Origin of the sequence: Colwellia sp. MB02u-9, from assembly GCF_014077085.1 — a bacterium.
In the GTDB taxonomy this organism is placed as follows: Bacteria; Pseudomonadota; Gammaproteobacteria; order Enterobacterales; family Alteromonadaceae; genus Cognaticolwellia.
This window is the reverse complement of record NZ_JACGVF010000097.1, coordinates 144,657-161,105: the sequence shown is the minus strand read 5'-3', so window position 1 is coordinate 161,105 and position 16,449 is coordinate 144,657. Positions and strand designations below refer to the sequence as shown.

Annotated in this window: 16 protein-coding genes; 4 read left to right on the top strand and 12 right to left on the bottom strand. The window is 42.8% G+C overall.

Translation table 11 applies throughout. From position 1 onward, the window contains the following. Window positions 1–573: a BON domain-containing protein gene (locus tag H4J65_RS13750; protein WP_182184592.1), complete on the top strand. Its 573-nt coding sequence runs from the start codon at window positions 1–3 to the stop codon at window positions 571–573. Window positions 574–890: 317 nt separating this feature from the next. On the opposite strand, the gene H4J65_RS13745 is transcribed toward H4J65_RS13750, so the two are convergent. Beyond that, window positions 891–1,301 carry a hypothetical protein gene (locus tag H4J65_RS13745; protein ID WP_182198559.1) on the bottom strand — a complete coding sequence of 137 codons (411 nt, stop codon included), beginning with the start codon at window positions 1,299–1,301 and terminating at the stop codon, window positions 891–893. A 206-nt stretch (window positions 1,302–1,507) separates the two neighbouring features. After that, complete coding sequence (mrcB, locus tag H4J65_RS13740; protein ID WP_259367620.1) at window positions 1,508–3,871, bottom strand: penicillin-binding protein 1B; 2,364 nt, start codon at window positions 3,869–3,871, stop codon at window positions 1,508–1,510. A gap of 175 nt (window positions 3,872–4,046) precedes the next feature. On the opposite strand from mrcB, the gene miaA reads away from it, so the two are divergent. After that, entirely contained in the window at window positions 4,047–4,982 is a 936-nt protein-coding gene (gene miaA, locus H4J65_RS13735) for a tRNA (adenosine(37)-N6)-dimethylallyltransferase MiaA (RefSeq protein ID WP_182198558.1), read from the top strand. Between the two features lie 181 nt (window positions 4,983–5,163). Here miaA and H4J65_RS13730 read toward each other — a convergent pair whose 3' ends face one another. Further along, window positions 5,164–5,496 carry a PBPRA1643 family SWIM/SEC-C metal-binding motif protein gene (locus H4J65_RS13730; protein ID WP_182138169.1) on the bottom strand — a complete coding sequence of 111 codons (333 nt, stop codon included), beginning with the start codon at window positions 5,494–5,496 and terminating at the stop codon, window positions 5,164–5,166. 673 nt (window positions 5,497–6,169) lie between these two features. On the opposite strand from H4J65_RS13730, the gene H4J65_RS13725 reads away from it, so the two are divergent. Next, entirely contained in the window at window positions 6,170–6,955 is a 786-nt protein-coding gene (locus H4J65_RS13725) for a MerR family transcriptional regulator (RefSeq protein WP_182198557.1), read from the top strand. After that, window positions 6,956–7,207 (top strand): superinfection immunity protein, encoded by a 252-nt coding sequence (locus tag H4J65_RS17910; RefSeq protein WP_182136054.1) that lies wholly within the window; start codon window positions 6,956–6,958, stop codon window positions 7,205–7,207. A 414-nt stretch (window positions 7,208–7,621) separates the two neighbouring features. Here H4J65_RS17910 and H4J65_RS13715 read toward each other — a convergent pair whose 3' ends face one another. The 9 genes from H4J65_RS13715 to sufB all read right to left on the bottom strand — a co-directional run bounded on the left by H4J65_RS13715 (window position 7,622) and on the right by sufB (window position 16,350). Continuing rightward, window positions 7,622–9,055: an IS1182 family transposase gene (locus H4J65_RS13715; RefSeq protein ID WP_182198556.1), complete on the bottom strand. Its 1,434-nt coding sequence runs from the start codon at window positions 9,053–9,055 to the stop codon at window positions 7,622–7,624. Window positions 9,056–9,372: 317 nt separating this feature from the next. After that, window positions 9,373–10,155 carry a ferredoxin--NADP reductase gene (locus tag H4J65_RS13710; protein ID WP_182198555.1) on the bottom strand — a complete coding sequence of 261 codons (783 nt, stop codon included), beginning with the start codon at window positions 10,153–10,155 and terminating at the stop codon, window positions 9,373–9,375. Between the two features lie 116 nt (window positions 10,156–10,271). Beyond that, a complete protein-coding gene (locus H4J65_RS13705) occupies window positions 10,272–10,682 on the bottom strand; it encodes a SufE family protein (protein WP_182198554.1) in 411 nt (136 codons plus the stop codon). Between the two features lie 22 nt (window positions 10,683–10,704). Further along, window positions 10,705–11,238: a putative Fe-S cluster assembly protein SufT gene (gene sufT / locus H4J65_RS13700; protein ID WP_182138180.1), complete on the bottom strand. Its 534-nt coding sequence runs from the start codon at window positions 11,236–11,238 to the stop codon at window positions 10,705–10,707. A 43-nt stretch (window positions 11,239–11,281) separates the two neighbouring features. After that, window positions 11,282–11,647 (bottom strand): iron-sulfur cluster assembly accessory protein, encoded by a 366-nt coding sequence (locus tag H4J65_RS13695; protein ID WP_182191775.1) that lies wholly within the window; start codon window positions 11,645–11,647, stop codon window positions 11,282–11,284. A gap of 10 nt (window positions 11,648–11,657) precedes the next feature. Beyond that, window positions 11,658–12,890, bottom strand: coding sequence for an aminotransferase class V-fold PLP-dependent enzyme (locus H4J65_RS13690; protein ID WP_182198553.1), 1,233 nt, complete (start codon window positions 12,888–12,890; stop codon window positions 11,658–11,660). Continuing rightward, window positions 12,887–14,146 carry a Fe-S cluster assembly protein SufD gene (gene sufD / locus H4J65_RS13685; protein ID WP_182198552.1) on the bottom strand — a complete coding sequence of 420 codons (1,260 nt, stop codon included), beginning with the start codon at window positions 14,144–14,146 and terminating at the stop codon, window positions 12,887–12,889. Before sufD ends, H4J65_RS13690 begins: the two co-directional genes overlap by 4 nt. Beyond that, entirely contained in the window at window positions 14,143–14,907 is a 765-nt protein-coding gene (sufC, locus tag H4J65_RS13680; RefSeq protein WP_182198551.1) for a Fe-S cluster assembly ATPase SufC, read from the bottom strand. The genes sufD and sufC overlap by 4 nt, the downstream gene beginning before the upstream one ends. 6 nt (window positions 14,908–14,913) lie before the next feature. Next, window positions 14,914–16,350 (bottom strand): Fe-S cluster assembly protein SufB, encoded by a 1,437-nt coding sequence (gene sufB / locus H4J65_RS13675; RefSeq protein WP_182138185.1) that lies wholly within the window; start codon window positions 16,348–16,350, stop codon window positions 14,914–14,916. Window positions 16,351–16,449 lie beyond the last annotated feature (99 nt).

Genomic DNA, 16,449 nt, shown 5'->3' with positions numbered 1-16,449 from the left:
ATGTCGATAAAATCAATTGTAAGCATAATCACCCTTGCTGTGTTACTGCAAGGCTGTGTTGCTGTCGCGGTTGTTGGCGTTGTTGGTGGTGCGAGTATGGCAACTGATAATCGTTCTTTGGGTAATCAAATAGACGACCAAAAAATTGAACTCGATGCGTATGCCAAACTCACGCAAATAGACGCGTTAAGTGACAACACCAACCTACAAGTGGTGAGTGTTAATGGCAGTGTGTTAGTTATTGGACAAGCGCCAAATAGCTATTTGCGCGATCAAGCTATCAAAACCATTAATGGGGTGAATGGTGTTAAGCAACTACATAACCAAATTCGTATTAGCAACACCATATCTTTTATCACAAAAACTAGTGATGTTTGGCTAACGTCAAAAGTAAAAGCTTCTTTATTTGGTGCTGAGAAACTAGACGCCACCAATATTAAAGTGATAACAGAAAATGGCGAAGTGTTTTTAATGGGCTTGGTGACTAAAGCACAAGCGACTATGGCGGTAGATATTGCGCGCAATGCAGGTGGTGTTAACCGAGTATTTAAAATATTTGAATACCTAGATTAGCGCTTAAAAGAACGTCTAAAACACTAATATATTGCAAAAAAGGATGTCTGGGAAGCCTGAACATCGTCACTCTTTTACATTCATGTGATCGTGACATATCGTTCTTCCCTGCACATCGTCACTCTTTCACATTCATGTGATCGTGACATACCGTTCTTCCCTGAACATCGTCACTCTTTCACATCCATGTGATCGTGACATACCGTTCTTCCTGAACATAAAAAAGCAAACCGAATGGTTTGCTTTTTACGTTAAGTTTTTCTTTGTTTATCGCTTACGAAAAATATTCACCCTTAATTCTAAATTCTAAATTAAGGTTAGCCAATGTTTGCAGCTTGGTCATTAGCCATTAACAACTCACCTTGTAGCCATTGAAATGCCTGTTGCCTTTCAAGATCTAAGCCAGAAAAAATACAACTATTCCACTGTTCATATACCTGTAATAAATTTATTTCTTCAACAATAACTTGGCTGTTAGCTGAATAGTAAACAAAGGCAATGGCTTTTAAGCCCTCATAAAACCCTAGGCATAATCGCGTTTCATCACTATAACTATATTCATTAACTCTGTTGATCAGCATGCCAAAGTTACCAAAGATATGCGCTTTTAAAAAAACATCACACTCTTCAATCATTTCAAGTGACAATTCAATACCTTCATCGATAATAACTTCAACAATATTTTCAGTAAGCAATGTGAAGTAACCAAAGCTTAATCTATGTTTCATTCTGCTCCTTTTACCTAGCTACTTTTAACTCCTTTCCTGCTACTTTTTAGCTCTGTTTCTACTGTAGCTTGGTTGCTTAAGTGGCGTTAATTTACAACCACTTTTATACACGACCTATTAACCATAGTGCTGAAAACGGGGTTATTCAAACAACAAAATAGCGAAAATTACCCGCTAAAAGCTTAGCAGTTGAATTCACTATAAAACTAAGCGCCAAATAATTTTTCTAGCCAAGATTTCTGCTTAATATTTTTAGGATCTGCTTCGCACTGTTTGTCATAAATCAGGCCAGTGGTAACGGCAGGCAGTAATTGCGAATTTTCACAAGTTTGGCTAACCGCCCGACCACTTTTATTATCAAAGCGCACTAATTCAACACTTGCTGGTACTTTAGACTGACGACTAACCGCGCCTGTTTTCTGCATAAACTCAGCAAATAATACCAGTGCACCACTGCTACCGGTTAATTTAGTTGGCTTGTTATCGTCTCGACCTACCCAAGTGGTGACTAAAATTTCATTGTCATAGCCGACAAACCAACTGTCTCTTAGGTCATTGGTTGTGCCTGTTTTACCCGCTATTTTTTTATCTTTAAGCCGCCACGTTAATGAACTCGCGGTGCCTGACGTTGTCACTTTATTTAAGGCAAAGTTGAGTAAATAAGCCGCTTGCGTTGAGATAATCGCCTGCTCTAAAGCCTGAAACTGCCATAAGGTTTCACCACGGGCGCTGACTATCCGCTCTATTGCATGTGACGTTTCACCAACACCATGATTAGCAACAGGTATATAGAGTTGGTTTATTTGCATTGGTGACATATTTAATGCCCCAAGCAGCATTGACGGACGAGTAACAATATCATCCTGATAACCCAACAGATGAATAGCTTGAGCAACATTGTCCAAACCCAACGCCATACCTAAATTCACCGTGGGCACATTAAGGCTTGATACTAAGGCATCAATTAAATGCACTTGGCCTCGATACTGACCATCGTAATTTTTCGGCCGCCATGCCTGGCCGTTTTCAGTTGACAAGGTAATCGCTTTATCGGTAATTAAAGTGGCTAAATTAAAGCGTTGATAACGCTCTAACGCCGCAATATATATCGCAGGTTTGATTAAAGAACCAATAGGTCGCTTAGCATGTAGCGCACGATTAAAACCTGCGTAGCCCGCTTCTTTCCCACCCACTAGCGCACGAACCGCACCGGTTTTAAAATCAGACACTACCATCGCTACTTGTAGTTCAGCGCCCGACTCTTGCTCTAAACTCGGTAAGGTTTGATCAATACTAGCTTGTAATGCCAGTTGTTGATTAATGGCAAAACCGGTAAACACTCTAACGCCAGATTGCTGCTCATATTGGGATAAATGCCGCGCTAATTCGGCTTTGACTAATTGCAGATAGGCGGGGAATTTTTGCTGTTTTACCCGACGTTTTTTTCTGATCGATAACGGCGACTCGACCGCACGCTCAAACTCGTGTTGGGCAATAATTTCTTGTTGATACATTAGCCTTAAGACTAGATCTCGACGCTTGATAGTGCGCGCTGGAAAACGCCAAGGATCATAGTAACTAGGCCCCTTGACTTGGCCAATAATCATCGCCATTTGTTCTAAGTTAAGTGATTGAATTGACTTGCCAAAGTAAAACTCAGCGGCGAGGCCAAAACCATAAATGCCATTAGCATAATGCTGGCCTAAATAGACTTCGTTAATATAGGCTTCTAATAATTGATCTTTGCTATAGCGATACTCTAATATCAGCGCCATAATGGCTTCATTAGCTTTGCGCCATAAGGTTTTATCGCGCGTTAAAAACATGTTTTTAACCAGTTGCTGCGTTAAGGTACTGCCGCCTTGCACCGTTCGCCCTGCCTTAAGGTTTTGGTACAGTGCCCGTAAAATACCTAAGGGTGAAACGCCATGATGAAAATAAAAATCACGATCTTCGATTAATAATAAGGTGTCTAATAACTTTGTTGGCACCGCTTGCAAGGACACTAAAACTCGGTCTTCTTTGCTTTCAGGCAAAATTCTATCCAATAAAAGTGGCTCTAATCTCAGTTGCGAAACCCTTTTATCGTTAAGGTATAAATTTTGCACATGACCGTTAGCCAGATCTATGGTCATTTTTGTTGCCACTTCCATACCAACGCCAAAATCAAAAGCGCGACGATAAATAATGGCGCGAGTTTTTGATAAGGCAAACTCGCCAGGGCGTCTAACATCAAAAACTTTTTTATAACGATTAGCCATTAACGACTGCTTTAAGTGAGTCAGGGTTAACTCACTACCTAGCTGATAACTTTCTATCGCACCATAAACCTGAACAGGCACCTGCCAACGCTGACCTTCAAACTTATCACGCACTTTACCATCAAGATAAATGCTATAGAGAAATAGCACAAATACGGCGATAACAGCTATTTTCACTATCAGCCAAAATGACCAACGAATAACACTTCTTAAGCGGTTATTGCGCATATCCTCTGGTTTTTTTGCGCTGTTAGCTTGGTCATCTTTTGATTTATTGCTCGCTGTTTGTGCAGTTTTTTTGACTGTCATAGGTTATTAAAAAGCCTCAAGGATATGCGATTAAGCCCTTATAATAATCTAGCTAAGACGAGATCCCAAACGATAATTTTTATCGTTTTAAAATAGTGCTTAACTCACAAGCATAACGGCGAAATTAACGATATAATTCTGCTTTTATCTCACTACCAATGGCTAAAGGTTAACTATGTCTGCATTTAACATGCTCGTTGTGCTTGGTTCAACAGCGTCGGGGAAAACCAAACTGGCAGTAGAGTTAGCAAGAATGCTAAATGGTGAAATAATTTCCGCCGACTCTCGACAAGTTTATCGCGGTTTAGATATTGGCAGCGGTAAAGACCTTGATGAATACCAAGAAATTAACCATCACTTAATTGATATTGTTGACCCTGGTTACGAATATAATATTTTTGATTTTCAACAAGATGTTATTAATGCCCATCAGCAAATAAACTTAAAAAATAAGCTGACTATTTTAGCTGGCGGTTCAGCGCTTTATGTTGATTCAATCTTAAAAGGCTATCGCTTAATTTCCGTACCTGAAAATAAAGCCCTTAGGTCAACATTATCTACCCTGAGTCATGAGCAATTAATTCAAAGGTTAATACAGCTTAAACCTAATCTGCATAACACCACAGATCTTATCGAACGTGAACGACTGGTACGAGCCATTGAAATAGCTGAAGGTGAGCTAGCAGCACAAGATAAAATTAATGACTTTCCCGCACTCAAGCCACTTATATTTGCCATAAAATGGCCCAGAGAGGTTATTCGACAACGTATAACCTTGCGTTTAAAGCAACGCATGGCACAAGGCCTGATTGAAGAAGTAGCACAGTTACATGCCCAAGGGGTTAGTTGGCAAACCTTATATTTTTACGGCTTAGAATATCGTTTTATTGCCCAACATTTACAGGGGCAATTAAGCGAGAATGACTGTTTTCAAAAATTGAACTCAGCTATTCATCAATTTTCTAAAAAACAAGACACTTGGCTGCGACGGTTAGAACGAAATGGCACTAAAATACATTGGCTAGACGGAGATAAAAATACGCTTGCACAAGCCATGGCAGTGATAGCAGGCTTAAATACCACAAATACTACGAATGAGTGCAAAACATAGCACAATAAAATTTAGCCGTTTTCGACTAAAAATGGTCTTTGTAAGCTTAGGTATTAACTGAGAAAAAGTTAGCCGAGTAACCTGTGCTAATAAAGATGATAATACAGATGGGCTTAGCCTGCGCTGCTCGTAAAAACTAGAGCAGCGTCAGCTTTACAGTAGGTAGAAAAACAGTGTTTGGTTAACCGCAACACTTTTTATATTTTTTGCCACTACCACATAAACAAGGATCATTACGATTGGGCGTTTTATCAAACCTAGTGGTGCTTGGTTTGTTCAGTATCGCGCTCAGTTCAATAATATCTTCATCAGCGGTGCTATCTACCGTGATATTAGCAAAAAGTTCATTATCGGCAACTAATATGGCGACTTCTAATTTCTTTTCTTCACTCGTCACTACTAGCGTTAACGGGTGTTTTTCTGTGCCAAGCTTAACAGCACGCTTAGTGTTATAACCTGTTTTTACATGGTTTACTCTGGTATGGATACGCCCTTTGTAATACAGATCGTGCATGATGAACTCCGCTAAATGAAAAACTAAAAATTAAATACTAGGTTTGAGCGCGGCAGTATAACGTAAAACGTAAAATAGTCGACTGTTGAATGCAGGAACTTAAGCCTTGCCTAGCTTTTAGCGAAAGGTGGGGTGAGATTAATTTTTTTGCTCATCAGCCACCGGGTAAAATTTTCTTGATTAGAAAATTAAGCCAATAGCGAGTTATTGGCCTAATGTCATAGATATAAAAAAGGGCTATCCACTTAGCCCGACCAACCACCACATGTTGTGGTTCCTTTCTTTTGTCATTTAGGTCTTGTTGGTGCGCAAACCGGAAGTTAGCAACTCGGTAATCCTAACGACCGCTTCAAGCTCATAGCTGCCGGTGAGATTTCATATTTGAAAGCGAGCTATTACCACAAAAAGATCTTTGTTCTTTGGAATATCCAACTTACCACATGCTTGCTAAGATACAAATATTAGCATTTTAGACATTCAATATTAATGTAGTCTGGGCGGTTCAATTAATCTATTACTACCTCCGACTTTTAAGGGCGTGTTATTGCCTTACGTTTGGATTGTTACATTTAATACAATAAATACTGGTTGACTCTCACCCTAGGTCATAGTTGAACATTGGCAATGTAGGACGAAGTTACAAAACATCACAACTTTAATGGGTAGAAATAATATGGTTGAGGCCAAAATATATAGTGTAAGTCAGTTAAGCAAGTTGGCTGATGTTAGCGTAAAAACCTTACATTATTATGATCATAAGGGGTTGCTGGTACCAATGCGTCAACCTGATAACGGCTATCGAACATATGGTCAAAAGCACTTAGTTATTTTACAGCAAATTTTAATCTACCGTGCCTTGGACTTTAGTATTGAAGACATTAAGAATTTACTCAACGCTAAAGGTCAAGACTTACATCAAGTCCTATCTGAACAAAGAGTGATGTTAGTAGAACGTCAACAATCAATTTCTCTAATGATTAACAGTATTGAGGCGACTATGAATAATTTACAAGCGAAGAAAAATTTGGATATCTTTTTTCAAGACATCCCTAAAGATAAAGTAGAGCGATGGGATGCTATGACTCGCTCTCGGGTAGGGGAAGAAAAGGTTCAAGAAAGTGTACAAAATTTTGCTAAATTAAGTGAGGAGGATGCACAGGAACTACAAGAAGAGAGTCTTGAAATCACAAAAGCTTTTGCAAAGACAATCGGTCAACCGATAGATAGTAAAGAAGTGCAAGAGTTGACTGACAAACACTATAAAAGTATCAATCATATGTCGAGCCTTATGGTTGAAGATTTTACGGGCATTAGTTTTGACAGCTATATACAAATGGCCAACAGTGTGGATATGTCAGAAATGAACGAACTTTGTGAGCATTATGGGGAAGGTTATGCTGAACATGCCCGTGCAGCAATGATTTATTATGCGGAACGTAATTTAAAGGGAAATAAGTAGGTGGATATATTAAACAAAGTATTAATAAGTGAAAACTATGCCTTTATAGCGCTTGTGTTAGTCGGAGTATTTATTCTTTGGTTTCTCCCTGCGATGCTTGCATTAATTTTTAATCGGAAGCAATTTAAGCTGATAGTGTTGGCCTGTATTCCAGCAGGTTTATCTTTCATTGCTTGGGGAGGCGTTTTGGTATGGGCAATAAGTGGTAAAACCATTGCTAAATATACTTCCAAAGTGGAAGCTGAAAATTAAAAAATAGCGAAATGTCCCGCTGTGGATTGCAAGTATTAAAGCGTCAACTATCACCACAAAATTTTAATAAAGTTAAACTGCTCTTTTTTAGCTCTTGAAGTTAGGTTTATTCAACATACAGTGTGCTTATTTTCCTGATTGTGGATCAGCCTGATTATGGGGGGTGATAGCAAAAATATCTATTTATTGGATATGAGCAGAAGTATTGATTTTGTTAGCACTAAATGATGAACGACCGCTGTGGTGGCAGACTGTGTAAAAACTATTTTTGATTTACCCAAATCCCAATGTTTTATCTACACCTTATTATTTTCGCAGTAAATTGTTGGTATGTTGTTTATTTTGGGTTGAGGGAGCTGATATCCGCTTTATTAGCACGTTTATCACGCATATGAGCTAACAATAAAAGGCTAACTACGCCCTTATTGCTTCGAGTAGACTTTCACTGCCCACAATCGACATCATTCGTTTGAGGTTATAAGCGAGAACATGAAGACTCATCTCGGTACTGACATTTTTCAATTGTTTGGTAAGGAAGTGGGTTGCCCCCATCCACATTTTTATGGTGCCAAAGGGGTGCTCTACCGTTTGCTTGCGAATGAGCACCGTGTCAGGTGCATTTTTCAATCGTGTTAGCATTTCTTCCATTTCACCTTCGTGTATCCAACGCCTTATCTTTCGTGGCTCGCGTTTTGATTGGGTACATTTAGCGCGAATATCACAGTCCCTGCAAGCAATGTGGTCAACATAGACCTTGAGTTTCATTCCGCCTTCTTCAACATTTCGCTTATGTGGTATTTCATTCCCCGCAGGGCAAACGTAAAGGTCTCGGTCTTGGTCATATTTGAATAAAGAGCGATTGAAGATCCCTTTCTTTTTAGCACCTGACGTATCCCCTTTGGGCACAAGTGCAGAGGCCCCCATATCTTGAGTTTCTTTGATATCACGTCCGCTGTAGTAACCTTTGTCAGCTAACACTGTAATGTTTTTCTGCGCCAATGCTTGCTGCGTTAACCGTGTCAAATCGGCCAACTTGCCACGGTCATTGGTATTGGTGACTTCGTGCGTCACTATTAAATGATGTTTCGTATCAACAGAGCTTTGAACGTTATAACAAACCTGTCTGTTCATGCCTTGTGTTTTAAGTAAGCGGGCATCAGGGTCAACCGTGGAAAGTTGCTTGTCTGGATGCGCCTCCACTTGTACAGCAAATTCCTTGAGTTCAACTACGCGTTGTTTCATCCATGCAATTTTCTCAGCAGCAGAGGCTTGAACAGCATCGACTTTATCATTGGCATCGGCGGTTTCAAGTCGACTTAAGTAATTCTCAATATGCTTTTCCATACGGCGAATATGATCTTTAACTTTGTTTGGCGTGTAATTGTTGTGCTTGCTATTAACCGCTTTGAATTTACTGCCATCGATAGCCACAACGGCATCGGTGAACATATTCATTTGACGGCATAACTCGATGAAGTGACGGCAGACTTTGGTGATAGCCTTACCGTTGTCCTTTCTAAAGTCGGCAATCGTTTTAAAGTCTGGTTTTAAGCGCTCAAGTAACCACATTAACTCAACATTGCGATGTGACTCTTTCTCTAAGCGGCGAGAAGACTGGATGCGGTTCAAATATCCGTAGATGTATAACTTAAGCAACACGGCAGGATGATAACCTGGCCGACCTGTATTTTTGGCGATAACACGGTTGAACCCTAAAGTGTGTAAATCAAGCTCATCAACAAAGGCGTCAACGACACGAACGGGGTTTTCTTTGGTGACAAAATCGTCCAATGCTTCAGGAAATAGGGTTATTTGGTTTCGACCTTGGCCTTTAATATGGTGGGACATATCAGCACTTCTCGTTCTTGTTTTCCTACTATTAATTATAGCTAATATGCTATCTTCGAGAGCTGAAAATTAAGATTGATTGATCATAAAAAACTGAGGGTTAGACCAAAAGGTGATCAATAGTTTTCACACAGTCTGGTGGCTAAGCGGACTATTTACAGTGATAAATAGGTGTCTAAATTAGGTCTTGTTCTTTTGGTTATGGTGCCACCTAAGTTTGATGGGGTGCATAATAACCCCTCCAGTTAGGTGGCCAAATTAACTATGCCACTACATGTGCTTAATATAGGGTGTATTAATTATTTGTCTGTCTGTGACTACTTTTCGAGGAAGGCTTGTTCGATGACATAATCACCTTGCTCTCGTGAGGTGGCCTTTTTAAAACCTTGTTTATTTAACATTGCCATGGTGTCATCGAGCATGGCCTGATTACCACAAAGCATAAATCTATCCCTACTTGGATCAATAGCCGGCAAGCCAATTTCTTGTGTTAAGGTATTATTCGCTAACAAGTGAGTAATTCTTTGTTGATGAGCTTGAGAACGAAACGCCTCTCGAGTTACTGTCGGGTAATAAATCAGTTTTTCTTTAACCCAATCACCAAAAAATTCATTGTTCGGTAGTTCATCACAGATGGTGTGTTGATAAGCGAGCTCAGAAATATTACGCACACCATGAACCACTATAATTTTTTCATACTGTTCGTATAGGTGTGGATCTTTAATAATGCTCATAAAAGGCGCTAACCCGGTTCCGGTCGCCAGTAAGTATAGGTGCTTTCCTGGCTTAAGCCTGCCGGCTACCAAGGTTCCGGTAGGGCGTGTTGATAGAGTAAGTGGTTCACCAACTTGAATGTGTTGCAGACGAGAGGTGAGTGCCCCATTGGGAACTTTTATACTAAAAAATTCGAGTTCATCTTCATAATTGGCACTGGCAATACTGTAAGCCCGTAGTAATGGTTTGCCATCGACCTCAAGGCCTATCATAACGAACTGGCCGTTTTCAAAGGTGAATGTGGGCTGACGAGTGGTTTTAAAGCTAAACAGCGTATCATTCCAGTGATGAACACTCGTGACTGTTTCTGTAATGGTCTGTCTCATTTAATACTCTTGTAAACTAGGGTGGGGAAGTTATCCGTAGCTATATGATGTTAATATTAATTCTTGAACAGGGTTTGAACCAAGGTAGCTTGCAAATACAGCTAAGTCTTATCTGTTCACATCTTCGTTTTAGCAATGGCCTGAATTTTAGCGACGATAGCCTGCAGGCCGTTGCCACGAGTGGGGGTGATATGGCGCTCAAGGTCCAGTGCTTTGAAATAGCCATTAATGTCAAAATCCAGGATTTGTGTCATGGTTTTGTCATTAAAAACGGCTATCACTAAGGCCAATAGACCATTAACAATTACCGCGTCACTGTCTGCTTGAAACTGTAATTTACCGTCTCGTTCAGTGCTCACTAGCCAGACATTGCTTTGGCAACCTCTGACCAGATTCTCGTTAGTTTTCAGACTTTCATCAATAGGTGGAATACTTTTGCCCAAATCGATGATGTACTGATAGCGTTGCTCCCAGTCATCAAAAAAGGCCATATCCTCAATAATTTCTTGGCTGCTTGGTAGGTTCATCAGGGACTCTCAGATTATATAGCTAGAAAAAAATACCGGCTTCGAGCTGAGCTTCTTCGCTCATCATCTCACGGGACCAGGGGGGATCAAATATCAGCTCTACCGCAACCTTTTTAACATTGGGTACCATGCTCACTCGGTATTCTACATCCCCTACCAACACAGGTCCCATACCACAGGCGGGGGCCGTCAGGGTCATATCGATATGCACGGTTTGTGTATCCTGATTGACAACAACTTTGTAAATCAGCCCCAGAGACAACAGGTCAATGGGAATTTCAGGATCATAAACAGTGGCCAGGGCTTGTAAAACATGATCCTTATGGATAAGACCATCGTTGAGAATAGGAAAATCCAGTTTTTGTGATTTGCGGCCTATGGCATCGGCATCAGTGCCATCAATACGCAGCATATTGCCGCGCCAGGTGACGGTGTAGTTGCCGCCAAGATCCTGGGTGATATTGACAAATTCGCCTTTTGGGATAACTTGTAAATCGCCATTAGGCACACCCCTTGCTTTGCATTCGCGCTCAGTAACGACTATTTTTTGTTGCATTTATTGAACCTCTTTATGACAAAGCACAGGTTTGTCATGACATCTAGCTGACACTAAAGCTTTCACCACAACCACATTCATTGACGGCATTGGGATTATTAAACCTGACTACGCCGTTGACGCCTTCTTTTACATAGTCAATTTCAGTATTTCTGACTAAATCCATCGTTTTGGCGGCGATGGTCAGAGTGAGCTTATCACTCGCCTCGATCCGCGTATCTCCGTCTTCTGGTTGCTTGGCAACGTCCAGCACATAGGAGTAACCCGTGCAGCCGCTGACTTTACTAGACAGGCGCAATAGATGGCCGGGGTGCTCTGCTAACTTGCCTTCAAAATACTTTATCGCAGCTTTTGTCAGGGTGACGGCTTCGCCTTGGCTTTTTTCCGGGGTAAACTTTTCTACATTCATCAAATAATCCTCAGGCCAGCATGTTCTGGACTTTTTTAAGGGCAATAAACAACGCGTCCACTTCTTCTAAAGTGTTATATACCGAGAATGAAGCTCTGGCTGTCCCCGGTAAATTCAAGCGGCGCATCAGTGGTTGGGCACAATGATCACCGGTACGAATGGCAATGCCCTGACGATCCAGAAGAAAGCCTATATCGGCGGGGTGGCAGCCTTGTAATATAAAACTCAACACGCCCATCTTATTGGCAGCATTGCCGATAATGGTTAAGCCCTCAAAGGCTTGGGCCTGTTTCAGGGCGCTAGCCATCAGTGCCTGCTCATGCGCTTGCACCGCGTTTAAGTCCAAGCTGGTAAACCAGTCTATGGCGGCGGCTAAAGCTATGGCACCGGCAATATTTGGGGTACCAGCCTCAAGACGGTTAGGCAATTCGCCCCAGGTGGAACTTTCGTAGGTGACTTCGGCAATCATTTCACCGCCGGTCTGCCATACAGGCCAGTCCTGAAGCACCTTTTCTTTACCCCAAAGCACACCTATGCCGGTAGGGCCAAACAGCTTGTGGCCGGAGAATACGTAAAAATCACAGCCGATATCGCTTACATTCACATTGCCATGGGCAATACTCTGTGCCCCGTCAATGAGCACTAACGCGCCTTGTTCTTTACTTAGGGCGGTGAGCTCTTTTACCGGATTCACTGTACCCAAGGCATTAGAGACATGGGGCAGGGCAACCATTTTCGTTTTCTGTGACAACAAGGCAGCAAAGGCTTCGGTATCCAGTGTGCCATTATCATGGATGGGCGCAATTTTCAGTGTTGCACCGCTGCGCAAACAGGCCTGCTGCCAGGTGACAAGGTTAGCGTGATGCTCCATTTCAGTTACCAGCACTTCATCGCCACTTTGCAGGCGTTGGGCCATGCCATTGGCAATAATATTGATACCTTCGGTGGTGCCACTGGTCCAAATCACTTCCTTGCGATCATGGGCATGAATAAAGTTGGCGACTGTATCCCGGGCTTTTTCGTAGCGCCGGGTGGCCTCATCAGAAAGATGATGGGCACCGCGATGCACATTGGCATTACACTGAGTGTAAAAGTCGGTTATCGCCTGGATCACCGCCTGAGGTTTTTGGGTGGTGGCGGCATTATCCAAATATACCAAGGGGTGACCCTCAATTTGCTGATGCAAAATAGGGAACTGGCCTCGAATTTCATCCATATTCAGTACATTGTTGCTGGTATTCATTTTACTTCCATTTCTACGAAGCGTGAATGCAATTGGGGCTTGAGCCACTGCGCCAGGTGCTGATTAGGCATCTGTTCCACCAATTCCTGAATAAAGCCGAAGTTGAGCATAACCAGCGCTTGAGATCGTGATATGCCGCGTGAAAGCAAGTAATACAAGGTTTCTTCCTCGGTCTCGGCAACGGTGGCACCGTGAGCACACAGCACGTCGTCGGCATAGATTTCCAACTCAGGCTTAGTATTTATTTGACCGCGACGGGACAATAACAGATTGCGGTTATGCAGCTCGGCTAGCGTCTTCTGGGCATTGCGGTGAATATGAATACGGCCATTGAAAACGGCCTTGGCCTTGTCACCGACAATGCCTCGGGCATTTTCTTTTGTCGTGCCATTGGGCATCACATGTTCGATGGTGCTGTGCAGATCAAAGTTCTCTGCTTCGCCGAGCAGGTAAATGGCGTTAAATTTGGCCTTGGCATGCTCACCGTTATGAATGATATCCACATCCATACGTGACAATTCACTGCCATAAGCGATCAGCGTGCTGTTAAGCTGTGCTTTTTGCTGCAGGCTGAAATGATCGCCGCCGATATGTATGGCCTGATGGGTATGCATGGCCAGTCGGTAATGCTCAAGATAAGCTTGTTCACCGATGTCATATTCGGCAAAACCTGTGCTAAGGCTGGCTTGTTCTCCTTGCCCGTGCTCAATCACTGTGGCACTGGCATGGCTGCCTAAGCGCACCAGCACACGATGATGAGACTCTTGTCCATCGCTACTGATATTAATAATCCGAATCGGCTGTTCAATCTTGCTGTCGGCATCAATATCGATAATCAGCCCATCTTCTGCCAAGGCATCGTTGACCAGCCCAAAAAGATGACGCTGAGGTTTGATCTTGGCAAACAGGGCGTTGGCCGTGCTTTGTTGCTTATCTGATGCATCCTGCAAGCTACTGATATGAAGCCCTTTTGGTAAAGACAGTAAGTTTATATCGCTTTGTAATTTGCCATTTACAAATACCAAATCCAGGCTGTTCAGACCCTCAATATCTTCAATGACAGCTTTGCCCGCTGTGCTACCAGGGCTTAATTCAAGCTGTTCCAGTGGTGCCAGTGAGGTATATTTCCAGCTTTCTATCCGGCGATTGGGCCATTTAGTGTTGCCCAGCGCTTCCAGGGCCTGAGCCCGAAGCGGGCTAAGCCAGTCATCAATGGCCTGACCACGGTCTATTACCTGCTTTAACCACTGACTCATGCATTTGTCTCCTCGGCGTTATCCTGTCCTAGGAAAGCATAACCTTCTTTTTCCACGTCTGTGGCCAGTGAAGCATCGCCACTTTTGACGACTTTACCATTGGCCAAAATATGCACATAGTCAGGTTTAATATAATCGAGCAAGCGCTGATAATGGGTGATGATAATAAAGCTGCGTTTGCCGTCGCGTTGGCTGTTCACGCCGTTAGCCACTACTTGTAGGGCATCGATATCCAAACCAGAGTCAGATTCGTCCAGAATGCATAGAGTTGGTTCAAGCAGGATCATCTGCATAATTTCGTTGCGTTTCTTTTCGCCGCCGGAAAATCCTTCGTTAACACCGCGTTTAAGAAAATCTAGCGATAGCTGCACTTGTTTGCAGGCTTCCTTGGCTTTTTTCAGAAACTCTGTGGCAGTCAATGGCGTTTCACCACGTTGTTCACGTATGGCGTTCACCGATTCTTTCATAAAGGCCATATTGCTGACTCCGGGGATCTCTACCGGATACTGAAAAGCCAGAAATAGTCCCTTGCGGGCTCGTTCTTCTATCGCCATGTCGAGCAGGTCTTCACCGTTAAATTCTACTTGGCCTTCACTTACCTCGTAGCCTTCGCGGCCGGATAGAATGAAACCTAAGGTGCTTTTACCCGCGCCGTTAGGGCCCATAATAGCATGAACTTCACCGGGTTGAATGTCTAGGTTGAGACCTTTTAGTATCTCTTTTTGTTCTACACTGGCGTGTAGGTTGTTAATTTTAAGCATGTATTTTTATCCTATTGAGCCTTCAAGACTGATCTCGAGTAATTTGCCCGCCTCTACGGCGAACTCCATTGGCAGTTCTTTGAATACTTCCTTACAGAAGCCATTAACGATCATCGATACGGCCTTTTCAGGATCAAGACCACGTTGCTGGCATAAAAACATCTGATCATCGCTAACCTTGGAGGTGGTAGCCTCATGCTCCACTATGGCAGAGGGGTTGCGACTCTCGATATAAGGGAAAGTGTGAGCACCACAGCGATCACCAATGAGTAATGAATCACACTGGGTAAAATTACGGGCACCTTCCGCCTTAGCACCCATACTGACCAGGCCACGGTAGGTATTGTTGCTGTTACCGGCGCTGATACCTTTGGAAATAATAGTGGATTTGGTATTCTTGCCCAAATGGATCATCTTGGTGCCTGTATCGGCCTGCTGTCTGCCCCTTGTTAGGGCAACAGAATAGAATTCACCTACACTGTTATCACCTTTGAGGATACAACTGGGGTATTTCCAGGTGATTGCAGAGCCGGTTTCTACCTGAGTCCAAGAAACCTTGGCATTGGTGTGACATATAGCGCGTTTGGTGACAAAGTTATAGATCCCCCCTTTACCGTTCTCATCACCGGGATACCAGTTTTGTACGGTAGAGTACTTGATTTGAGCATCATCCATAACAACGAGTTCAACCACGGCAGCATGCAGCTGGTTTTCATCCCGTTGAGGCGCAGTGCAGCCTTCCAGGTAGCTTACATGGCTACCCTCTTCAGCAACAATCAGCGTTCGTTCGAACTGGCCAGTATTTTCCTCATTGATACGAAAGTAGGTGGACAGCTCCATAGGGCAACGCACACCCTTGGGTATGTAGACAAATGAACCATCGGTGAATACTGCACTGTTAAGGGCGGCGAAGTAATTATCTGAACGGGGAACCACAGATCCAAGATATTTTTTTACCAGTTCAGGATACTTATGCACGGCTTCGGAAATAGGACAGAAAATAACGCCTGCTTCTTCCAGCTTTGCACGGTAGGTAGTCACCACAGATACCGAATCAAAAACGGCGTCTACAGCAACCCCGGCTAGCATTTCTTGCTCATAAAGCGGAATGCCCAGCTTTTCATAGGTGCGCAACAGTTCAGGGTCTACTTCATCCAAGGACTGGGGTTTGTCCGCCATACTCTTAGGTGCTGAGTAATATGAGATGGCATTAAAATCTATTTTCGGGTAATGCACATGAGCCCAATCCGGCTCTTCCATGTCAAGCCAGTTGTTGTAGGCGCGAAGACGCCACTCTAACATCCATTCTGGTTCTTCTTTCATGGCGGAGATGCGGCGTATAACATCTTCGTCCAAGCCAGGTGGAAAGGTTTCAGATTCGATGTCAGAAACAAAACCTGCATCGTATTTGCGGGATAACGCCTGATCGAGTTGCTCACTCATACTTTAGTTTCTCCATAGCTATGTTGCCCTGATTTAAAAACTTAGATACCAGAGTGGCTGTCTAAGTTTTTGTAAACCACGAATGTTGACGGCAACAGC